The following is a 21402-nucleotide window of genomic DNA, read 5'->3' on the forward strand; positions in this document are numbered from 1 at the left end:
TGATGTCCCGTGCGGCTGATCCGTCTGTCCGCGGCCGCGGTTATCCACAGGGGTGGTGGCCGGGCGGGAACGGCGGGACAGTGGAGTCATGCAGGGGGTGTGGCGCGAACTGGCCGGTCTTGTGCTGCCGGTCGACTGTGCGGGGTGTGGTCGGCCGCGTACGGAGCTGTGTGCCGAATGCCGTCGGGTGCTTGCGCGGGACGGGCGCGGGGCGCGGCGGGTGCGGCCGTGGCCGGAACCCGGGGGGCTGCCCCGGGTGTGGGCGGGGGCCCCGTATGCCGACGAGGTGCGGGCGGTGCTGCTGGCCCACAAGGAGCGGGGTGCCCTGCGGCTGGCCGGGCCGCTGGGGGCGGTGCTGTGCGGGGCCGTGCGGGGGCTGCGTGCCGGCGGCGGGCCGCTGCTGCTGGTGCCCGTGCCGTCGGCACGAAGATCGGTGGCGGGGCGCGGGCAAGATCCGGTGCGCAGGATCGCGCTGGCGGCGGCCGGGGAGCTGCGGCGGACGGGGACGGGGACGGGTGCCCGGGTGCTCGCGGTGCTGCGGCAGCGGCGCGCGGTGGCCGATCAGGCGGGGCTGAGCGCCCGGCAGCGGCTGGCGAATGTCACCGGTGCACTGGAGGTGCGGGTCGGGGCCGGGAGGCTGCTGACGGGCCGGGCAGCGGTGCTGGTGGACGATCTGGTGACGACGGGGGCCACACTCGCCGAGGCGGCCCGGGCGGTCACCGCGGCCGGCGGAAGGGTGGCCGGAGCCGCGGTGGTGGCGGCGCCGAGCAGTGCTTTCGGGAGCGACGGCGCACGAATCGAGGCATTACCACGTGGCAAGTAGTTGAGGAGGAAAGGTCACCCAAATGGAGCCGACGGCTCCGAGGGGGTGCCGACATCCGTCCGGGAGAGCTATGTTCGGTTGTGAGGACTTGGCGGGTGTTTTGCCTCGAATGTCGCGATGCGTGCGATCAGGGGTGTTTGCAGCGACCCTGAAAACGGGGGAGTGGAGAGCTGGTCGTCGGGGGAGGAGGAGGTGAAAGTCGCCAAGTCCGAGGCTTCGGCAACCACCGGAGCCTGGTGCAAGAAGGAATTGCTCCGCTTGATGAGCGGAGCGATCCGGGAACGGAGTTCTGCGTGGACATCGTCGTCAAGGGCCGCAAGACCGAGGTGCCCGAGCGGTTCCGCAAGCACGTGGCCGAGAAGCTGAAGCTGGACAAAGTCCAGAAGCTCGACGCCAAGGTGATCAGCCTGGACGTCGAGGTGTCCAAGGAGCCCAACCCGCGGCAGGCCGACCGTTCCGACCGAGTGGAGATCACCCTCCGCTCCCGTGGCCCGGTGGTCCGGGCCGAGGCGGCCGCAGCCGACCCGTACGCCGCGCTGGATCTGGCAACCGCCAAGCTCGAGGCGCGTCTGCGGAAGCAGCACGACAAGCGCTACTCGCGTCGCGGCAACGGCCGCATTCCGGCGAGTGAAGTCGCTGTCACCGTGCCCGACGCCGCAAGCCTGAACACCAACGGCGAACTCGCCGCCGAGGCCGATCAGAAGGTGCCGACCACCAGGATGGGGTCGATCGACGTCCAGGGTGAGGGACCCCTGATCGTCCGCGAGAAGACCCACTCGGCCGCGCCGATGCTGCTCGACCAGGCGCTCAACGAGATGGAGTTGGTCGGACACGACTTCTACCTCTTCGTCGACGCCGACACCAAGCTTCCGAGTGTCGTCTACCGGCGGCACGCATACGACTACGGAGTCATCCACTTGAACCCCGACTTGTTCGGGGAGGAGGAGCCCGGCGGCGCAGGCGGCGCGCTGGGCGGCTGAACCCCACCCGCTCGGTGCCCCCGGCGTACGCCGGGGGCACCATCGTGCCCGGAGAGAGCAGGAGTTGAAGCCGTATAGTGTTTGTGCCGGCCAGGGAGTATGTGGACACGAATCGGCGACGAGCCGGGGAGACGGTCGTATGACATTGATCGGGCCGGCAGCAGAGGGCTGTTGTCAACCAGCCTTATATCCAAGCTCTGGCCTCTCGGCCGAGTAGTTGACGGGGAGGATCCATGGGGGACAGTTTCGGGCCCGTGCACGACGACGCGGATGATGACCACAGCGGTGCCGGGAGTGATGACGGGGCCGGCCCGGCCGTAAGCGTGCCGCGCAAGGAGCCGATCCGGGTCCTGGTCGTGGATGATCATGCACTCTTCCGGCGGGGCCTGGAGATCGTTCTGGCCCAGGAGGAGGACATCCAGGTCGTCGGCGAGGCGGGGGACGGCGCGGAGGCGGTCGACAAGGCCGCGGATCTGCTGCCCGACATCGTGCTGATGGACGTACGGATGCCCAAGCGCGGCGGAATCGAGGCGTGTACCTCCATCAAGGAGGTGGCCCCCAGTGCAAAGATCATCATGCTCACGATCAGCGACGAAGAGGCCGATCTCTACGACGCGATCAAGGCCGGCGCCACCGGTTACCTCCTCAAGGAGATCTCCACCGACGAGGTGGCGACCGCGATCCGCGCCGTGGCCGACGGCCAGTCGCAGATCAGCCCGTCGATGGCGTCCAAGCTCCTGACGGAGTTCAAGTCGATGATCCAGCGGACCGACGAGCGCAGGCTGGTGCCCGCGCCCCGGCTCACCGACCGTGAGCTGGAGGTCCTCAAGCTGGTCGCCACGGGCATGAACAACCGCGATATCGCCAAGGAACTCTTCATCTCCGAGAACACGGTGAAGAACCACGTCCGCAACATCCTGGAGAAGCTGCAGCTGCACTCCCGGATGGAGGCGGTGGTGTACGCGATGCGGGAGAAGATCCTCGAGATCCGGTGAGCGGGCCGGCCGGGGTGACCGGGCCGGCCAGGGTGAGCGATCCAGCGCCGGTGGCCTGCCTTCCGTGTGCCGGAGGGCCGGGGGCGGTGTGCGCCCCCGGAGCCGTCATCAACGGGTTCTAGTCACTCATGTGGGTGAGCTCTGAGCGCAGGGCGTCGGCCAGTTTCCGGTCGTCGCAGCGGTCGACGCGTACGGAGTCGCAGCCGACCCAGGTCGCGGCTTCCCGGAGGGCCTGGGCCATGGGGGCGACGGCCTTGGGGCCCTGCATCGAGACCTGGCGGGCGATGAGGGTGGTGCCCTCGCGGGCCGGGTCCACCCGGCCCACCAGGCGGCCGCCCGCCAGCAGGGGCATCGCGAAATAGCCGTGTATCCGCTTGGGGCGCGGGACGTACGCCTCCAGGCGGTGGGTGAATCCGAAGATCCGTTCCGTGCGCGGCCGGTCCCAGATCAGGGAGTCGAAGGGCGAGAGCAGGGTCGTGCGGTGCCGGCCGCGGGGCGGGGCGGCCAGCGCGGCGGGGTCGGCCCAGGCGGGCTTTCCCCAGCCCTCGACCTCGACCGGGACCAGTCCGGAGTCCGCGACGACGGCATCGACCTGGTCGGCCTTGAGGCGGTGGTAGTCCGCCAGGTCGGCACGGGTGGCGACGCCCATGGCGGCCCCGGCCTGGGCGACCAGGCGGCGGAGGCACTCGGCGTCGTCCAGGTCGTCATGGAGCAGGGCATCCGGGACGGCGCGCTCGGCGAGGTCGTAGACGCGCTTCCAGGCGCGGCGTTGCGTACAGACGACCTGGCCGGTGTCGAGCAGCCACTCCACCGCGATCTTGGTTTCGGACCAGTCCCACCACTCCCCGCCGTTCCGGCCGCCGCCCAGGTCGGAGGTGGTCAGCGGGCCGTCGGCCGTGAGCCGGTCCAGGACGGCGGCGCAGGAGCGCTCGGAGTCCTCCATGACGTGCCAGCGGTGGCCCTTGGCCCGCCGGGCGCGGCGGCGGAAGGCGAAGTGCGGCCACTCCTCGATGGGCAGGATGCAGGCGGCGTGCGACCAGTACTCGAAGCTGTGGGGCCGGGCCGCGGGCGCATCGGAAGGAGCCGTGGCCCAGTAGGCGGCCTCGACGGCGGGGCGGCCGACGGCGCCGAGCCGGGCGTACGGCACCAGCTCATGGGAGCGGGCCAGCACCGAGATCGTGTCGAGCTGCACCGCGCCCAGGTGACGCAGCACGCCGCGCACCCCCGCCCGGCGGTCCGGGGCGCCGAGCAGGCCCTGGGCCCGCAGCGCCATACGCCGGGCATCGTCGCGGGACAGGGCGGTCACGGGCGGTGGCAGAGCTGCTGGCTGCGTCACGGCGGTCATGCGGGAAAGCGTAGGGGCGGGCACTGACAATGCCCCCGGGCCCGGAATGACCGCTGGTGGTGACGGTGACCGGCCCCGGCCGGACCGGGAGCGGCGGGGCGCGGCACCGCCAGTGCGGCACCGCCCGTGCAGCGTGGCCCGTGCAGCCGATGCTCACCCCGGGTACGTGCGACGGTGCTCACCCCGGGTACGTGCGACGGCGCTCACCCGGGGTACGGCAGATACGGTGTCGCGTCGTGGGCGGCCGGGCCGCCGGAGCCGTACGGGCCGGGCTCCTCGGTCAGGTCGGACGGGAGCAGGGAGCCGATCCAGACGTCCCGGCGGGTGCCCTCGCGCACCAGCTTGGCGCGCAGGGTGCCCTCCACCCGGAAGCCGAGTTTGCCGGCCACGGCCCGGGAGCCCTCGTTGCCGGCCTCCGCATGCCACTCCATGCGCTCCACGCCCAGATCGCGGAAGGCCCAGCGCAGCACCGCGCGGGCCGCCTCGACGGTGTACCCCCGGCCGCGCTGCTCCCTGGCGGCCCAGTAGCCCAGCTCGGCCTGCCGCTCGGGCGTGTGCAGCCGGGCCAGGCGTATCAGCCCCATCGCGCCGGCCAGGGTGCCGTCCGCCCGGGTGACGACGGCGAATTGGTATGCGGTGTCGTCTCGCCAGCCCTCGGGAACGGCCGTGCCGACGAACTGCTCCGCGTCCGCTACCCCGTAGGGTGAGGGGACGCTCGTCCAGCGCGGGATATCGGGCTCCTGGCACGCGGCGTGCACCGCGGGCGCGTCGGAGGGTTCGAAAGGACGCAGCACGAGGCGCTCGGTGGTGAGGGTGACGGGCTTCATGACGTGTGAGTCTGCACGCTCGTGCACACCACGGCGAAGGGTTTTCGCCGTGATTCCGGCGCCTGCCCGGCACCTTCTCGCGGCGTCGTGCGTTCACGTGAGGAGGGGGCGGCGGGGTTCGCTGCGGCGTACCTCCCGGCCCGGCGGCGTCCTCCTTTACGATGGCCGTTGCGGCGGGGCCTGCCCCCTTGGAAAAATGCCGCGCCCGCGCACTCGACCGTGCAGGCCCGACCGGCAAGGAGACCAGCCCAAGTGTCCGTCTTGACGAAGATCATGCGTGCAGGCGAAGGAAAAATCCTGCGCAGACTGCACCGCATCGCGGGCCAGGTCAACTCCATCGAGGAGGATTTCGCGGCCCTCTCCGACGCTGAGCTGCGGGCGCTCACCGACGAGTACAAGCAGCGCTACGCCGACGGTGAGAGCCTCGACGACCTGCTGCCCGAGGCGTTCGCCACCGTCCGTGAGGCCGCCAAGCGCGTGCTCGGCCAGCGGCACTACGACGTCCAGCTGATGGGTGGCGCGGCCCTTCACATGGGCTATGTCGCCGAGATGAAGACCGGTGAGGGCAAGACCCTGGTCGGTACCCTCCCGACGTATCTGAACGCGCTGTCCGGCAAGGGCGTCCACCTGATCACGGTGAACGACTACCTGGCCGAGCGCGACTCCGAGATGATGGGCCGGGTCCACAAGTTCCTGGGCCTGAGCGTCGGTTGCATCCTCGCCGACATGACGCCGGCCCAGCGCCGCGAGCAGTACAACTGCGACATCACCTACGGCACGAACAACGAGTTCGGCTTCGACTACCTGCGTGACAACATGGCCTGGTCGCAGGACGAACTCGTCCAGCGGGGCCACAACTTCGCGGTCGTCGACGAGGTCGACTCGATCCTCGTCGACGAGGCCCGTACGCCGCTGATCATCTCCGGTCCGGCGGACTCGGCCACCAAGTGGTACGGCGACTTCGCCAAGTTGGTGCAGCGGCTGAAGCGGGGCGAGGCCGCCAATCCGCAGCGCGGCATCGAGGAGACCGGCGACTACGACGTCGACGAGAAGAAGCGCACCGTCGGCATCCATGAGTCCGGTGTCAGCAAGGTCGAGGACTGGCTGGGTATCGACAATCTGTACGAGTCGGTGAACACCCCGCTCGTCGGTTACCTCAACAACGCGATCAAGGCCAAGGAGCTCTTCAAGAACGACAAGGACTACGTCGTCATCGACGGCGAAGTCATGATCGTTGACGAGCACACCGGCCGTATCCTCGCCGGCCGCCGCTACAACGAGGGCATGCACCAGGCCATCGAGGCGAAGGAAGGGGTGGAGATCAAGGACGAGAACCAGACGCTCGCCACGATCACCCTGCAGAACTTCTTCCGCCTCTACGACAAGCTCTCCGGCATGACCGGTACGGCCATGACCGAGGCCGCCGAGTTCCACCAGATCTACAAGCTCGGTGTCGTCCCGATCCCGACCAACCGCCCGATGGTCCGGGTGGACCAGGCGGACCTGATCTACCGCACCGAGCCCGCGAAGTTCGACGCGGTCGTCGAGGACATCGTCGAGAAGCACGGCAAGGGCCAGCCGATCCTGGTCGGCACGACCTCCGTGGAGAAGTCCGAGTACCTCTCCCAGCAGCTCAACAAGCGCGGTGTGGCGCACGAGGTCCTCAACGCCAAGCAACACGACCGGGAAGCGCCGATCATCGCCCAGGCCGGCCGCAAGGGCGCGGTCACCGTCGCCACGAACATGGCCGGCCGTGGTACGGACATCAAGCTCGGCGGCAACCCCGACGACCTCGCCGAGGCGGAGCTGCGCCAGCGCGGGCTGGACCCGGTCGAGCACGTCGAGGAGTGGGCGGCCGCGCTGCCCGCCGCCCTGGAGCGCGCCGAGGCCGCGGTCAAGACGGAGTTCGAGGAGGTCAAGGACCTCGGCGGGCTCTACGTCCTGGGCACCGAGCGGCATGAGTCGCGGCGGATCGACAACCAGCTGCGCGGCCGCTCCGGCCGTCAGGGTGACCCCGGCGAGTCGCGGTTCTACCTGTCCCTCGGTGACGACCTGATGCGACTGTTCAAGGCGCAGATGGTCGAGCGGGTCATGGCGATGGCCAATGTCCCCGACGACGTCCCGATCGAGAACAAGATGGTGACCCGGGCGATCGCCTCCGCCCAGTCGCAGGTCGAGCAGCAGAACTTCGAGACGCGTAAGAACGTCCTGAAGTACGACGAGGTGCTCAACCGCCAGCGCGAGGTCATCTACGGCGAGCGCCGCCGCGTCCTGAAGGGCGAGGATCTGCAGGAGCAGATCAAGCACTTCATGGACGACACCATCGACGCCTACATCCACGCGGAGACCGTCGAGGGCTTCGCCGAGGAGTGGGACCTGGACCGCCTGTGGGGTGCGTTCAAGCAGCTCTACCCGGTCAAGGTGACCATCGAGGAGCTGGAGGACGAGGCCGGCGACCGCGCGGGCATCACCGCCGACTTCATCGCCGAGGCCGTCAAGGACGATATCCACGAGCAGTACGCCGCCCGTGAGGAGCAGCTCAGCTCGGATGTGATGCGTGAGCTGGAGCGCCGGGTCGTGCTGTCCGTCCTGGACCGCAAGTGGCGTGAGCACCTCTACGAGATGGACTACCTCCAGGAGGGCATCGGCCTGCGGGCGATGGCCCAGAAGGACCCGCTGGTCGAGTACCAGCGCGAGGGCTTCGACATGTTCACCGCGATGATGGAGGGCATCAAGGAGGAGTCCGTCGGCTACCTGTTCAACCTGGAGGTCCAGGTCGAGCAGCAGGTCGAGGAGGTCCCGGTGCAGGAAGCGGTGGAGCCGGCGTCGCTGGACAAGGGCGTGGCCGAGGGCGTGCCCGCCGCCGCGGTACGCCCGGAGATCCACGCCAAGGGCCTGGAGGCGCCGCAGCGTCCGGACCGGCTGCACTTCACCGCCCCCAAGGTGGACGGCGACGGCAGTGTCATCGAGGGCGACTTCATCAGCGACGAGGAGGCCGGGCCGGCCCGTTCCGAGTCGGACGGTCTGACCCGTGCCGAGCGGCGCAAGGCCCAGAAGAGCGCCGGGCGCCGCCGCAAGAAGTGAGCGAGCGCTGACGCGGCTTTGGCACGGGGTGCCAAAGCCGCGGCGCGGAGGGCGCCCCGGCCGGACAGCGGCCGGGGCGCCCTTGTGTGTGCCGGTCATGAGGCCGGGCACCGGAGGGCCGGGGCCGGACCGATGTCGAGGGCGGCGCACCGCCAGCGGGAGTCGGCGCCCAGCTCCAGCCGGAAGGCCAGGGCCCGCAGCCGTTCACCCGCCGTGATCCTGGCGAAGGCCTCGATGACACCGCGGCACGGCCGGCACAGCCCGCAGTCGCGCACGGTGGGGGCCGGGCCGCGCCGTCCGGGGCCCGTGGCAGGCCGCAGCGGCGCCTGTGGGGCGAGCTCCGCCAGCCGGTCGTAGGCGGCGGGCAGCGCATGCCCCAGCAGGGCGTGTACGGGGCGCTGCCCGCTGAGCGCGAGCACCAGCTGCTGCGCGAACCAGTGATGCGGCCGGCTCTCGTGGGCCCGGCGCTGCGCCCCGACGGTCGGCAAGGGAGCGCCAGCTGGGCTGACGGGGGTGCCGGTGCGGGTCCTGCGGCTCTCGGCGGCGGCCACCGCGGCGGGGCGGGCGGGACGTGGAGCGGTCCGGACGGGGCCGCGTGCGGGGGAGCCGGGGCCCCGGCTGCCGGAGCCGGGACCACGGTTGCCCGGGCCGCTCCGGCCGGACGACCCGGGGCCGCTGCCGGCCGGGCCGAGCGGGCGGCGGTCGGCGGGGGACCGTCGCGGCCGGGGCACGGAGGGGGTTGCCGGGGCCGGGGCGCCGGCGGGGCGGCTGCGCGGGCCGCGGCCCGCCCCGGTGTCGTCGGGTGCAGCAGGTGCAGCAGGTGTGGTGGGTGCGTCGGGTCGTGTGGTGCGCCCGGTGGCGGTGGGTGTGGTGGGTGCCGTGGTGTGGTCGGTGCCGGTCATGCTGGTGATCGCCCCCGTGGTGCCGGGCCCGTGAATTACTGGGCGGTAGCTTTTTGTGGTGGGGATCTTCTATCGGCGGGATCGGGACGGCAGCAAGGCGCGGACGGGCCGGAACCGGGGGTGCGAAGAGTTCACCCGTCCGTGTCGCGGGCCCGGGACAAGGCCTTGGGAGCGGGGCGGCGGAGCAGGCCCGGGCGGGCGGCGCGGGGGACGCCGGGGCGGCACGATGGGGGACGCCCGCCCGTATGCTGGCTGGACAATCTTCGAGTCGAGCGAATCGAGCGGAAGCGGCTGCCATGCGCGTCTATGTCCCCCTGACCCTTTCCGGTCTCGCAGAGGCGCACAAGAACGGTGAGCTGGGCCCCGGCCCCCTCGGCGCGTACGCCGTCACACCGGCGCTGCGTGAGTGGTACGTCTCGGACGACATCGAGGAGCTGGAGTACGCGGCACTCGGCCGCGCCGCCCAGGCGTCGCTCCGGATGCTCGCCGGGCACCCCGAGGCCGCACGGCGGCGGGTGGTGGTGGCCGTGGACGTGCCCGACGGCGCCGCGGTGGCCGACCCGGACCGCGGGCTCGACCAGTCGGCGCTGGGTGAGGTGCGGGTCGCCGGACCCGTGCTGCTGTCGAAGGCCGCGGCGGTACATGTGGACGCCGCGGACGCGGAGGCGGACATCGCGGCGGCCGCGGCGGCGCTCGGCGCGGCGGACCAGGGCGATGACGACGCACAGTTCACGGTGGACGGTGCGGAGGACCACGACCTGATGTGGTTCGGGGTGCAGGAGATCCCGCAGCTGATCGGCTGAGCGAATCGGCTGAGCGACGGGAAGCCCGTCCGGCCGCGTTGTCGGTGGGGGCGGGTACTTTTTCTTCATGGGGAAGCGCACGGGCACCGATCTGGGGGACCGCATGGGGAAGCACGCGACACACATCGTCTGGGACTGGAACGGCACGCTGTTCCATGACATCGACGCCGTCATCGGGGCGACGAACTCCGCCTTCGCGGAGATCGGGCTGGAGCCGATCACCCTCGAGACGTACCGGGAGCTGTACTGCGTGCCCGTGCCGCGCTTCTACGAGCGGCTGATGGGGCGGATGCCGACGGACGCGGAGTGGCTGGTGATGGACGAGGCGTTCCACCGCCACTACAGCACGCACCGCCTGGGCTGTGAGCTCGCCGAGGGTGTACATGCGCTTCTGGAGGGGTGGCAGTCGGCCGGGCGCAGTCAGTCGATCCTGAGCATGTACGGCCACGACGAGCTGATACCGATCGTGCGCGACTTCGGGATCGAGTCGCGGTTCGTGCGGGTGGACGGCAGGACCGGGCCGTCCGGGGGCACCAAGAGCGCACACATGGTGCGGCATCTGGCGGCGATGGAGAGCGTGGATCCGGCCCGTACGGTCGTGATCGGTGACGCCGTGGACGATGCCGTGGCGGCGCAGGACGCGGGTGCGTATGCGGTGCTCTACACGGGCGGATCGCACAGCCGCGGGAGCCTGGAGACCGCCGGGGTGCCGGTGGTGGACACGCTCGCCGAGGCGGTCGGGCTGGCCGGAGAGATCACCTTCTAGGGCGGATCCGATCCGGGGCCGTTCCGTGCCTCCTGGGCACGGCTGTCCCACACGCCGCTCCTGCGCCGCTCCGCCGGGCATCCGGCCACTGTCGCGGCAGGCACACGCCACCCCGGCGTTTCGTTGTCCAGAAGGTCTAAGTTCGGGCCGAGGTTTTGTTCCCCCACGGCCCATGACGGCACCCAGGTGGGGAGCGATAGCCTTGCACCGTGATCAGCGCGATAACCCGCGGGGGCATCGAGGCCCCTGCCGTGCGCCCGGGGCACCACCGTGACCGGGCGGTCGCTGGTCTTTGCGGCCACCACTCCATGTCGACATTGTCAAAGATTGTCGATAACGGCACGGCCTTCTCTCATCGCGGCATAGCGTCGACAGCGACAGGACACCCCGCGTCGCGGCGTTGTGCGGCTTCCATCACGTTCTTCCACAACGTCACGCAACGGCGCGCGACAGGAGCCAGAGGACATGCAGACCAAGCTGGACGAAGCCAAAACCGAGCTGCTCGCCAGGGCCGCCCGGGTCGTTGAAAGCAGCCCGGCCGGGGGCAAGCACCCGGTACGCGGCCTCGACCCGGACACCCTTTCGGGATACCTCCAGCGCTACTACCTGCACACCGCCCCCGAGGACCTCGCCGATCGTGACCCGGTCGATGTCGTCGGCGCCGCGCTCTCGCACTACCGCCTCGCGGAGATGCGTCCTCAGGGCACCGCGAACGTACGGGTGCACACCCCGACCGTCGAGGAGAACGGCTGGACCTGCAGCCACTCCGTCGTCGAGGTCGTCACCGACGACATGCCGTTCCTGGTCGACTCGGTCACCAATGAGCTCTCCCGGCAGGGGCGCGGCATCCATGTCGTGATCCACCCGCAGGTGATCGTCCGCCGTGATGTCGCCGGCAAGCTCATCGAGGTCTTCGACTCCAACTGCGACGCGCACGGCAAGACCGGCAAGGGCAAGGGCACGAAGCTGCCGCACGACGCGGTGACCGAGTCCTGGATCCATGTCGAGATGGACCGCGAGACCGACCGCGAGGACCTCCAGCAGATCACCGCCGATCTGCTGCGGGTGCTCTCCGACGTCCGCGAGGCCGTCGAGGACTGGGAGAAGATGCGTGCCGCCGCCGGCCGCATCGCCGACGAGCTGCCCGCCGAGCCGGTCGCCGACGACCTGGGCGACCAGGAGATCGAGGAGGCCCAGGAGCTGCTGCGGTGGCTGTCCGCGGACCACTTCACCTTCCTCGGCTACCGCGAGTACGAGCTGACCACCGCGCCCGGTGAGGGCGGCGTCGACGAGGATGTGCTGACCGCCGTGCCCGGCACCGGACTGGGCATACTGCGCGCCGACCCGACGCACCGCGAGACCGCCGACGGCCACCCCGTCTCGCCGTCCTTCAACCGGCTGCCCGCCGACGCCCGCGCCAAGGCCCGTGAGCACAAGCTGCTCATCCTGACCAAGGCCAACAGCCGCGCCACCGTCCACCGCCCCTCCTACCTCGACTACGTCGGCGTCAAGAAGTTCGACGCCGACGGCAATGTCGTCGGTGAGCGGCGCTTCCTGGGCCTGTTCTCCTCGGCCGCGTACACCGAGTCCGTACGCCGGGTGCCGGTCATCCGCCGCAAGGTCGCCGAGGTCCTCGAAGGCGCGGGCTTCAGCCCCGACAGCCATGACGGCCGCGACCTGCTGCAGATCCTGGAGACGTACCCGCGCGACGAGCTGTTCCAGACGCCGGTCGACGAGCTGCGGTCCATCGCCACCAGCGTCCTCTACCTGCAAGAGCGCCGCCGGCTGCGGCTCTACCTGCGCCAGGACGAGTACGGCCGCTACTACTCCGCGCTGGTCTACCTCCCGCGCGACCGCTACACCACCGGTGTGCGGCTGCGCCTGATCGACATCCTCAAGGAGGAACTGGGCGGCACCAGCGTCGACTTCACCGCCTGGAACACCGAGTCGATCCTCTCCCGGCTGCACTTCGTCATCCGGGTCGAGCCCGGCGCCAGCCTGGCGGAGCTCACCGACGCCGACGCGGACCGCCTCGAAAGCCGGCTGGTGGAGGCCGCCCGCTCCTGGGCCGACGGCTTCTCCGAGGCGCTGAACGCCGAGGTCGGCGAGGAGCGCGCCGCCGAGCTGCTGCGCCGCTACGGCCACGCCTTCCCCGAGGGGTACAAGGCCGACAACAGCCCGCGCAGCGCCGTCGCCGACGTCCAGCACCTGGAGAAGCTCACCGGTGAGCCGGGCCGAGACTTCTCGGTCAGCCTCTACGAGCCGGTCGACGCCGGCCCCGGTGAGCGCCGCTTCAAGATCTACCGCAGGGGCGAGCCGGTCTCGCTGTCCCGTGTGCTGCCCGGCCTGAACCGCCTGGGCGTCGAGGTCGTCGACGAGCGTCCGCACGAGCTGCGCTGCGCCGACTCCACCGTCGCCTGGGTCTACGACTTCGGGCTGCGGATGCCCGAACACATCAAGGGCGACGACGCCCGTGAGCGCTTCCAGGACGCGTTCACCGCGGTGTGGACCGGCGCGGCCGAGAGCGACGGCTTCAACACGCTGGTGCTGCGGGCCGGTCTCAACTGGCGCCAGGCGATGGTGCTGCGGGCCTACGCCAAGTACCTGCGGCAGGCCGGTTCGACCTTCAGCCAGACGTACATGGAGGACACCCTCTCCAACAACGTCCACACCACCCGGCTGCTGGTCTCCCTCTTCGAGGCACGGATGTCCCCCGACCGGCAGCGGGCCGGCACGGAGCTGACGGACGGGCTGCTGGAGGAGCTGGACGGCGCGCTCGACCAGGTCGCCTCCCTGGACGAGGACCGGATCCTGCGGGCCTTCCTCACGGTCATCAAGGCCACGCTGCGCACCAACCACTACCAGAAGAACAGCGAGGGCAGGCCGCACAGCTACCTGTCCATGAAGCTGGACCCGCAGGCCATCCCCGACCTGCCGGCGCCCCGCCCGGCGTACGAGATCTGGGTGTACTCGCCCAGGGTCGAGGGCGTCCATCTGCGGTTCGGCAAGGTCGCGCGCGGTGGTCTGCGCTGGTCGGACCGCCGGGAGGACTTCCGTACGGAGATCCTCGGCCTGGTCAAGGCGCAGATGGTCAAGAACACCGTCATCGTGCCCGTCGGCGCGAAGGGCGGCTTCGTCGGCAAGCAGCTGCCGGACCCGTCGCAGGACCGGGACGCCTGGCTGGCCGAGGGCATCGCCTGCTACAAGACCTTCATCTCCGGTCTGCTGGACATCACCGACAACCTGGTCGGCGGCGAGGTCGAGCACCCCAAGAACGTCGTCCGGCACGACGAGGACGACACCTACCTCGTCGTCGCCGCCGACAAGGGCACCGCGACCTTCTCCGACATCGCCAACGAGGTGGCCGAGTCCTACGGCTTCTGGCTGGGCGACGCCTTCGCCTCCGGCGGCAGCGCCGGCTACGACCACAAGGGCATGGGCATCACCGCCCGCGGCGCCTGGGAGTCGGTCAAGCGCCACTTCCGTGAACTGGGCGTGGACACCCAGTCCGAGGACTTCACCGTCGTCGGTGTCGGCGACATGTCCGGTGACGTCTTCGGCAACGGCATGCTGCTCAGCGAGCACATCCGGCTGGTCGCCGCATTCGACCACCGGCACATCTTCCTCGACCCGAACCCGGACGCGGCAACCTCGTACGCCGAGCGCCGCCGGCTCTTCGAGCTGCCCCGCTCGTCCTGGGGGGACTACAACACCGAGCTGCTCTCGCAGGGCGGCGGCATCCACCCGCGCTCGGCCAAGTCCATCCAGATCAACGCGCAGGTGCGGGCCGCCCTCGGCATCGAGGCCGGGGTGAAGAAGATGACGCCCGCCGATCTGATGCGGGCCATCCTCAAGGCGCCGGTCGACCTGCTGTGGAACGGCGGCATCGGGACGTATGTGAAGTCCTCGGCGGAGTCCAACGCCGATGTGGGCGACAAGTCCAACGACGCCATCCGGGTCAACGGCGAGGACCTGCGGGTCAAGGTCGTCGGAGAGGGCGGCAACCTGGGCCTGACCCAGCTGGGCCGGATCGAGTTCGCCGTGGCCGGCGGGAAGATCAACAACGACGCGATCGACAACAGCGCCGGTGTGGACACCTCCGACCACGAGGTGAACATCAAGATCCTGCTCAACTCCGTGGTCGGGGAGGGCGATATGACGGTCAAGCAGCGCAACAAGCTGCTGGCCGAGATGACCGACGAGGTCGGCGCGCTGGTGCTGCGCAACAACTACGCGCAGAACACCGCGCTGGCGCTGGCCCTCGCCCAGTCCTCCAGCATGCTCAACGCCCAGCAGCGCTTCATGCGCCGTCTGGTGCGCGACGGTGATCTCGACCGGGCGCTGGAGTTCCTGCCCACCGACCGGCAGATCCGTGAGCGGCTGAACGCCGGACGCGGACTGACCCAGCCCGAGACCGCGGTGCTCCTGGCGTACACCAAGATCACGGTCGCCGAGGCGCTGATCCAGACCGGGCTGCCGGACGACGCGTACCTCCAGCGGCTGCTGCACGCCTACTTCCCCTCGGCGCTGCACGACCGGTTCCCCGAGCAGGTCGACGGGCATGCGCTGCGCCGCGAGATCGTCACGACGGTGCTGGTCAACGACACCGTCAACACCGGCGGTACGAGCTTCCTGCACCGCATGCGGGAGGAGACCGGCGCCTCCCTCGAAGAGGTCGTCCGGGCGCACACCGCGGCCCGCGCCATCTTCCGGCTGGGCCAGGTCTGGGACGACGTCGAGGCGCTCGACAATGTCGTCGCGGCCGATGTCCAGACCCGGATCCGGCTGCACTCGCGCCGGCTGGTCGAGCGCGGCACCCGCTGGCTGCTCAACAACCGCCCGCAGCCGCTGGAGCTGTCGGAGACCATCGGCTTCTTCGCGGACCGGGTCTCCCAGGTGTGGTCGGAGCTGCCGAAGCTGCTGCAGGGCAGCGACCTGGAATGGTTCCAGGCGATCCTGGAGGAGCTGACCGACGCGGGCGTGCCCGAGCAACTGGCCGTCCAGGTGTCCGGCTTCTCCTCGGTCTTCCCGGCGCTGGACATCGTCGCCGTCGCGGACCGGCTGGACAAGGAACCGCTGGATGTCGCCGAGGTCTACTACGACCTGGGCGACCGGCTGCGGATCAACCAGCTCCTCGACCGCATCCTGGAGCTGCCGCGCAACGACCGCTGGCAGTCGATGGCCCGTGCCTCGATCCGTGAGGACCTCTTCGCGGCCCATGCGGCGCTGACCTCCGACGTGCTGTCGGTGGGCAACGGCTCCTCGACGCCGGAGCAGCGGTTCAAGGCCTGGGAGCAGGCCAATGCGGCGATCCTCGGCCGCGCCCGCGCGACGCTGGAGGAGATCCACGGGTCGGAGGGCTTCGATCTGGCGAACCTGTCCGTGGCCATGCGGACGATGCGTACGCTGCTGCGCACGCGTAGCTGACGGAGCCGGGCCGCCGCGCGGCCCGGACTCCGGTACGGCAGAGGGGCGCACCCGTCGCGGGTGCGCCCCTCTGCCGTGTCCGTCTGCGCCGCAGCTCTGTCCGTGTCCGTGTCCGTGTCGGACGCAGCGTCAGCGGTGCGCCTCGTACGCCTTGATGACTTCGTCCGTCGGGCCGTCCATCAGCAGCTCACCGCGCTCCAGCCACAGGACCCGGTCGCAGGTGTCGCGGATCGACTTGTTGTTGTGGCTGACGAGGAAGACCGTGCCGGCTTCCTTGCGCAGCTCGCGGATGCGGGCCTGGGAGCGCTTCTGGAAGCTGCGGTCGCCGGTGGCCAGCGCCTCGTCGATCATCAGCACATCGTGGTCCTTGGCCGCGGCGATGGAGAACCGCAGCCGGGCCGCCATACCGGAGGAGTAGGTGCGCATCGGCAGCGAGATGAAGTCGCCCTTCTCGTTGATACCGGAGAAGTCGACGATGCCCTCATAACGCTCACGGACCTGCTCGCGGCTCATCCCCATCGCCAGACCACCGAGAATCACGTTCCGCTCGCCGGTCAGATCGTTCATCAGGGCCGCGTTGACGCCCAGCAGCGAGGGCTGACCGTGCGTGTAGACCTTGCCGCGCTCCGCGGGCAACAGCCCGGCGACCGCCTTGAGCAGCGTCGACTTGCCCGAACCGTTGGAACCGATCAGCCCGATCGACTCACCCCGGTAAGCGGTGAAGGAGACCCCCTTGACCGCATGCACCTCGCGCACCCCGGAGGAGGGCTTGCGGCGCACGATGCGGTTGAGCGCCGCGGTGGCACTGCCCTTGCCCGCGCCCGTGCCGTACACCCGGTAGACGATGTGCAGATCGTCCGCGATCACGGTCGGGATCCGCGCCCCGGCCGGCCGGCTGCCGTTCTTCTCTTCCGTCCTGACCTCAGCCACGTCCGTACCGCTCCTCGGCCTTCCAGAAGTACACAAAGCCCACGACGCCCATCAGTAGCGCCCAGCCCCCGGCGAGCGCCCACACATGGTGCGGCAGCTTTTCGTGCGTGAAGCTGTCGATCAGCGCGAAGCGCATCAGGTCGATGTAGACGGCGGCCGGGTTGGCGTTGAGCAGCCACTCCACGAACGCGGGGACATGCTTGTCCTTGAGGATCAGGTCGATGCTGAACATCACGCCGGACGCATACATCCACGTCCGCATGATGAACGGCATCAGCTGCGCCAGGTCCGGGGTCTTGGAACCCAGCCGGGCCATCACCATCGCCAGGCCCGTGTTGAACACGAACTGCAGCGCCAGCGCCGGGATGACCAGCAGCCACGACCAGGTCGGCAGCTGCCCGAAGCCCAGCAGGATGACCAGCAGCACACCCATCGAGAAGAGCAGCTGCTGCAGCTGCATCAGGCAGAACGAGATCGGCAGGCAGGCCCGCGGGAAGTGCAGCGCGCGCACCAGGCCCAGGTTGCCCGAGATCGCCCGCGTACCGGCCATCACCGAGCTCTGGGTGAAGGTGAAGATGAAGACGCCGGTCACCAGGAACGGGACGAAGTCGGGGACGCCCTTCTTCGTGCCGATCAGCAGACCGAAGATCAAGTAGTAGACGAGCGCGTTCAGCAGTGGCGTCGCCACCTGCCACACCTGGCCCAGCTTGGCCTGGCTGTACTGCGCCGTCATCTTGGCGCCGGCAAAAGCGGAGATGAAGTGCCGCCGGTGCCACAGCTGCCGGATGTACTCGGACAGTGAGGGGCGGGCGCCGCTCACCGTGAGGCCATGGCGCTCGGCCAGTGCGCGCAGCTCGGGGTCGCCGGATGCGCCGGGGGCGGACGCCCGGGCGGGCGCCGGGGCAGGGGGAGCAAGGGTCTGGGGCATGGGGCCGCTTTCGCTTGCGTACGGGGGAAGCGGAACGGAGTGCAGCGACGGGACGGGTCCGTATCGTCGCGACGCTGACACTAAAGGGAGCTCGCGTCGAAACGCAACCGTAGCGTCGTGACGGTAGGCTCACGCCATGGCAAAAGACGGCAGTGGGAGCGAACCCGTGGCAGCGCGCCGGGCCCCGGCAGGCGCCGCCGTACTGCGCGAGGACAAGACCGAGGCGATCCGCGCCGCGGTCTTCGAGGAGCTGGCCGCGGCGGGCTTCGCCCGGATGTCGATCGAGGGCATCGCCCGGCGGGCGGGCGTCGGCAAGACCGCCGTCTACCGGCGGTGGCGCTCCAAGCTGCACCTCGTCCTGGACGTGGTCTCCGCGGTGGCCGTGGCGGGTATGCCGACGCCGGACACCGGGTCGCTGTCCGGAGACGTACGGATGCTGCTGGAGGTCGCGGCCCGTGCGCTGCGGCACCCGATGGCCTCGCAGATCATCCCGGACCTGCTGGCGGAGGCGGCCCGCAGCCCCGAGCTGGCGCAGGCGCTGAAGGCGGCGCTGCACGACAGTCAGGAGGGCGTCGCGGCCGCGGTGGTGGCGCGGGCGGTGGAGCGCGGCGAGCTGCCGCAGGACGTGGATGCCCGCCTGGCGCTGGATCTGCTGACCGGGCCGCTGTACTGGCGGCTGCTGGTCGTCCGCGACGAGCTGCCCAAGGGGTACCTCGACGCGCTGTCGGGCTCGGTGGTGGCGGCGCTCGGGGCGGCGCTCGGGCCGGAGTGAGGTCACCTAGGGCGGGGGCGAACGGATCCCGTAGGGGGCGCGGGAGCCCCCTGCGGGTCCACAACGGGGAGGGGTGGGGCGGGTATTCCGGGGGGAGAGGGATTCCGGCCACGGGAGGGTTCCCACAGCCCGCGGCGGCGCGGGCATCCCCGCCCCGACACACCACTGCCCCCGGCGGGACCCGGTCCGGGGGCAGTCGCGTACGCGGGAGGGGCGGAACCGTGTGTCAGCCCGCCATCTCGACGTCCGAGGTGCCCGAGGGGGCCGCGTCGTCGTGTGCCGCGGTTCGTGGGGCCGGCAGTTTGAGCAGGCCGGCTGCCGCGGCTGCGGCGCGGGGGGAGGGGGCGACGGTGCGCTCGCTCTGCGGCAGCGGCTCCGGGACCGCCTCCTGGCCGAGGAAGACCCGGCGTACCACGCGCTCGGCGGCGTGGCCGTCGTCCCACTGGCAGAACCGCGCGCGGAACGCGGCGCGCAGCCCGGCGGCCCGCTCGTCGTCCCAGCGGCCGCTGCGGAACGCCTCGATCAGCTCGTCCTCGGTGGTGGCGATCACGCCCGGGGTGTCGCCCGGCAGGCCCGAGAGCAGGTCGAAGGTGACACCGCGGGAGCGGACGTAGGTGTCCCAGTCGTCGGCGTAGGTGATGACCGGCCGGTCGAGGTTGGCGTAGTCGAACATGATCGACGAATAGTCGGTGACCAGGGCGTCGGCGGCCAGACACAGCTCCTCGACGACCGGGTGGCCGGACACGTCGATCAGCGCACCGCGCTCCTGGAGCTTCTGGAGGCCGGGGTCACGGTCGTAGAAGTAGTGGGTGCGCACCAGCAGGACGACGTTCTCGCCCAGTTCGCGGGAGAGCTTCTCCAGGTCGAGCCGCGGGACATAGCCGACCTGGTAGTCGCGCATCGTCGGCGCGTACAGAACGGCCGTCTTGCCGGGGGCGATGCCGAGGCGCTCGCGGATGTCGAGGACGTCCTGGGCGGTGGCCCGGTAGTAGACGTCGTTACGGGGGTAACCGGCGTCCACCGACGCGAAGTCGCAGGGGTAGACGCGCTCCCACTGCTCGGTGGTGTGCCGGTTGGCGGAGAGGGAGAAGTCCCAGCGGTCGGCGCGGGCCAGCAGCTTGCGGAAGCTCATGCCCTTGGCGGCGGCCGGGTAGCGCTTCTGGTCGGTGCCCATCGACTTCAGCGGGGTGCCGTGGTGGGTCTGGAGGTGGATCTGGCCCTCGCGCTTGATCACGTTGTCGGCGAAGTTGACGTTGTTGACGAGGTACTTGGCGCGGGCCACCACCTCCCAGTAGCGCGGGGAGTTCAGCACGACGTGATCGATGCCGGCCGGGACCGAGTCGGCGAGCTGCTTCTTGACGACCCAGACGCCGTGCACGTCCGGCGCCAGCTCCTTGGCCTTCTCGTAGACCGCCAGCGGGTTGCAGGACGGCAGCCGGTTCCAGTACGCGGAGTAGACCGCGAGATTCTCGTCCAGCGGCTGCCGCAGCAGCGCCTGGTAGCGCAGGTCCATGGCCTTGCGCTTGGCCTGCCTGACCCGCTTGCCGGCGTGCTTGCGCACCGTGCGCTGCACCTTGCCGGCGACCTTCAGACCGGCCAGCGCCGGGTAGGCGTCCCTGGCGAGCAGTGCGTACTTGCCGCCGGCCACACCGGAGGGGCGGACGAAGCCGGCCGGCAGCCGTAGGCGGTAGTCGCGGGCGGCGCGGTGGAAGAACTCGGCCTGGGCGTGCCGCGGCAGCCGGCCGGGCTTGTCCAGGACGGTCAGATAGTGGTCGACCATCTTGCGGAACATGTGCGGGCGCCAGTGCGACAGTTCGGGGTGCGCGTCGAGGTGCGCGAAGACCCGGGCGTACTGGTCGAAGACGTCGAAGTGCTTGCGGCTGGTGGTGCGCAGGATGTTGCCGCCCTGCCGGCGCTGGCGGTAGTGCAGGCAGACCCGGTCGAGGACCGCGATCCGCTGCGCGGTGATCAGCGTGCAGAACGTCCAGGGGGCGTCCTCGTAGTAGCCCTCGGGGAAGGCGAAACCGTGCTCTTCGACGAAGTCGCGGCGGTAGGCCTTGTTCCAGACGATCTGCAGCAGATCGAGGAGCCGGGGCCGCTCGGCGAGCGGGAAGGAGGGCGCGCCGGACTCGTCGAGCAGCGCGGAGAGGGCATTGCGCCGGGTGGACCCGTCCCAGTACGTCCGCGCGTAATCGAAGATCAGGATCTCGGGGGTCCCGGTGGCGGCCAGCCGTTCGGCGAGGGCACCGAGCGCGCCGGGCACGAGGGTGTCGTCGCTGTCGAGGAAGAGGAGGTAGTCGCCGCGGGCCTGTGCCAGGCCGGCGTTGCGGGCGGGGCCCAGACCGGCGTTCTCCGGGAGGTGCAGGACCTGGACCCGGTCGTCGTGCGCGGCGTACTCGTCGAGGATGGCGCCGCTGCGGTCGGGCGAGCAGTCGTCGATGGCGATGAGCTCGAAGTCGGTGAACTCCTGCGTCAGCACCGAGTCCATGCACTCGCGCAGGAAGCCCTGCACTCTGAACACGGGCACGATGATGCTGAAGCGGGGTCCGGCGTCGAGGCCTATCTCGGACATGCGGTGCTACTCCTCGTGGCGAGCTGAGTACAGAACACAAAAAAGGCCCAAAGGGATCTCTTGCGGTGTCAGTCTTCTGACTGCTGTTCACCCGAAAAGGTTGTTGTCCTTAACCTGAAAGTTCTGTGCTGCTCATCACGAATCTCGCTAAATGGGGACATCTTGGGCGGCGGGGCGGTCCGGGCCCCCGTCGATGCTGAGGGTATGTCAGCTCGGTGCCCGCCTGGTGCCTCCCGCCGGCGGCTGCT

At 70.2% G+C, this 21402-nt stretch carries 14 protein-coding genes; 8 read left to right on the plus strand and 6 right to left on the minus strand.

Going from position 1 to position 21402, the window contains the following annotated elements; genetic code table 11:
* Nucleotides 1-88 precede the first annotated feature (88 nt).
* From SLV14N_RS24945 to SLV14N_RS24955, 3 genes are all read left to right on the plus strand, one after another.
* Entirely contained in the window at nucleotides 89-823 is a 735-nt protein-coding gene (locus tag SLV14N_RS24945; RefSeq protein WP_263271148.1) for a ComF family protein, read from the plus strand.
* Between the two features lie 293 nt (nucleotides 824-1116).
* Nucleotides 1117-1803 (plus strand): ribosome-associated translation inhibitor RaiA, encoded by a 687-nt coding sequence (raiA, locus tag SLV14N_RS24950; RefSeq protein WP_109890130.1) that lies wholly within the window; start codon nucleotides 1117-1119, stop codon nucleotides 1801-1803.
* A 233-nt stretch (nucleotides 1804-2036) separates the two neighbouring features.
* The gene (locus tag SLV14N_RS24955) at nucleotides 2037-2798 is read left to right on the plus strand and encodes a response regulator transcription factor (RefSeq protein ID WP_208683743.1); all 762 of its coding nucleotides are present in this window, start codon (nucleotides 2037-2039) and stop codon (nucleotides 2796-2798) included.
* A 118-nt stretch (nucleotides 2799-2916) separates the two neighbouring features.
* On the opposite strand, the gene SLV14N_RS24960 is transcribed toward SLV14N_RS24955, so the two are convergent.
* Both SLV14N_RS24960 and SLV14N_RS24965 read right to left on the minus strand, forming a co-directional pair.
* On the minus strand, nucleotides 2917-4143 hold the full coding sequence (locus SLV14N_RS24960; RefSeq protein ID WP_208683744.1) for a winged helix-turn-helix domain-containing protein: 1227 nt from the start codon (nucleotides 4141-4143) through the stop codon (nucleotides 2917-2919).
* A 203-nt stretch (nucleotides 4144-4346) separates the two neighbouring features.
* Nucleotides 4347-4970 (minus strand): GNAT family N-acetyltransferase, encoded by a 624-nt coding sequence (locus tag SLV14N_RS24965; RefSeq protein ID WP_263271149.1) that lies wholly within the window; start codon nucleotides 4968-4970, stop codon nucleotides 4347-4349.
* Nucleotides 4971-5222: 252 nt separating this feature from the next.
* On the opposite strand from SLV14N_RS24965, the gene secA reads away from it, so the two are divergent.
* Nucleotides 5223-8054, plus strand: coding sequence for a preprotein translocase subunit SecA (gene secA, locus SLV14N_RS24970; RefSeq protein ID WP_208683748.1), 2832 nt, complete (start codon nucleotides 5223-5225; stop codon nucleotides 8052-8054).
* Nucleotides 8055-8149: 95 nt separating this feature from the next.
* On the opposite strand, the gene SLV14N_RS24975 is transcribed toward secA, so the two are convergent.
* The gene (locus SLV14N_RS24975) at nucleotides 8150-8956 is read right to left on the minus strand and encodes an Rv3235 family protein (protein ID WP_263271150.1); all 807 of its coding nucleotides are present in this window, start codon (nucleotides 8954-8956) and stop codon (nucleotides 8150-8152) included.
* Nucleotides 8957-9252: 296 nt separating this feature from the next.
* Between SLV14N_RS24975 and SLV14N_RS24980 the strand changes: the two genes are divergently transcribed.
* The 3 genes from SLV14N_RS24980 to SLV14N_RS24990 all read left to right on the plus strand — a co-directional run bounded on the left by SLV14N_RS24980 (nucleotide 9253) and on the right by SLV14N_RS24990 (nucleotide 15952).
* Nucleotides 9253-9759, plus strand: a complete 507-nt coding sequence (locus SLV14N_RS24980) for a hypothetical protein (RefSeq protein ID WP_263271151.1) — start codon at nucleotides 9253-9255, stop codon at nucleotides 9757-9759.
* Nucleotides 9760-9862: 103 nt separating this feature from the next.
* Complete coding sequence (locus SLV14N_RS24985) at nucleotides 9863-10525, plus strand: HAD family hydrolase (RefSeq protein WP_263273263.1); 663 nt, start codon at nucleotides 9863-9865, stop codon at nucleotides 10523-10525.
* Nucleotides 10526-10990: 465 nt separating this feature from the next.
* Entirely contained in the window at nucleotides 10991-15952 is a 4962-nt protein-coding gene (locus tag SLV14N_RS24990; protein WP_263271152.1) for an NAD-glutamate dehydrogenase, read from the plus strand.
* A gap of 129 nt (nucleotides 15953-16081) precedes the next feature.
* Here SLV14N_RS24990 and SLV14N_RS24995 read toward each other — a convergent pair whose 3' ends face one another.
* Both SLV14N_RS24995 and SLV14N_RS25000 read right to left on the minus strand, forming a co-directional pair.
* On the minus strand, nucleotides 16082-16882 hold the full coding sequence (locus tag SLV14N_RS24995) for an ABC transporter ATP-binding protein (protein ID WP_263271153.1): 801 nt from the start codon (nucleotides 16880-16882) through the stop codon (nucleotides 16082-16084).
* Nucleotides 16875-17810, minus strand: a complete 936-nt coding sequence (locus SLV14N_RS25000; RefSeq protein ID WP_263271154.1) for an ABC transporter permease — start codon at nucleotides 17808-17810, stop codon at nucleotides 16875-16877. The genes SLV14N_RS24995 and SLV14N_RS25000 overlap by 8 nt, the downstream gene beginning before the upstream one ends.
* Nucleotides 17811-17946: 136 nt before the next feature.
* Between SLV14N_RS25000 and SLV14N_RS25005 the strand changes: the two genes are divergently transcribed.
* Complete coding sequence (locus SLV14N_RS25005) at nucleotides 17947-18582, plus strand: TetR/AcrR family transcriptional regulator (protein WP_262042500.1); 636 nt, start codon at nucleotides 17947-17949, stop codon at nucleotides 18580-18582.
* A gap of 226 nt (nucleotides 18583-18808) precedes the next feature.
* On the opposite strand, the gene SLV14N_RS25010 is transcribed toward SLV14N_RS25005, so the two are convergent.
* The gene (locus SLV14N_RS25010; protein ID WP_208683761.1) at nucleotides 18809-21154 is read right to left on the minus strand and encodes a bifunctional glycosyltransferase/CDP-glycerol:glycerophosphate glycerophosphotransferase; all 2346 of its coding nucleotides are present in this window, start codon (nucleotides 21152-21154) and stop codon (nucleotides 18809-18811) included.
* Nucleotides 21155-21402: the final 248 nt, after the last annotated feature.

The organism is Streptomyces sp. Je 1-4 4N24, from assembly GCF_026239515.1.
Lineage (GTDB): Bacteria > Actinomycetota > Actinomycetes > Streptomycetales > Streptomycetaceae > Streptomyces > Streptomyces nigrescens.

Bases quoted from the DNA above. Each gene is read 5' to 3' on its own strand.
- SLV14N_RS25010 (WP_208683761.1), bottom strand. From the start codon at position 21,154: ATGTCCGAGATAGGCCTCGACGCCGGACCCCGCTTCAGCATCATCGTG.
- SLV14N_RS24985 (WP_263273263.1), top strand. From the start codon at position 9,863: ATGGGGAAGCACGCGACACACATCGTCTGGGACTGGAACGGCACGCTG.
- SLV14N_RS24955 (WP_208683743.1), top strand. From the start codon at position 2,037: ATGGGGGACAGTTTCGGGCCCGTGCACGACGACGCGGATGATGACCAC.
- SLV14N_RS24945 (WP_263271148.1), top strand. From the start codon at position 89: ATGCAGGGGGTGTGGCGCGAACTGGCCGGTCTTGTGCTGCCGGTCGAC.
- SLV14N_RS25000 (WP_263271154.1), bottom strand. From the start codon at position 17,810: ATGCCCCAGACCCTTGCTCCCCCTGCCCCGGCGCCCGCCCGGGCGTCC.
- SLV14N_RS24960 (WP_208683744.1), bottom strand. From the start codon at position 4,143: ATGACCGCCGTGACGCAGCCAGCAGCTCTGCCACCGCCCGTGACCGCC.
- SLV14N_RS24980 (WP_263271151.1), top strand. From the start codon at position 9,253: ATGCGCGTCTATGTCCCCCTGACCCTTTCCGGTCTCGCAGAGGCGCAC.
- SLV14N_RS24990 (WP_263271152.1), top strand. From the start codon at position 10,991: ATGCAGACCAAGCTGGACGAAGCCAAAACCGAGCTGCTCGCCAGGGCC.
- SLV14N_RS24965 (WP_263271149.1), bottom strand. From the start codon at position 4,970: ATGAAGCCCGTCACCCTCACCACCGAGCGCCTCGTGCTGCGTCCTTTC.
- SLV14N_RS24975 (WP_263271150.1), bottom strand. From the start codon at position 8,956: ATGACCGGCACCGACCACACCACGGCACCCACCACACCCACCGCCACC.
- SLV14N_RS25005 (WP_262042500.1), top strand. From the start codon at position 17,947: ATGGCAAAAGACGGCAGTGGGAGCGAACCCGTGGCAGCGCGCCGGGCC.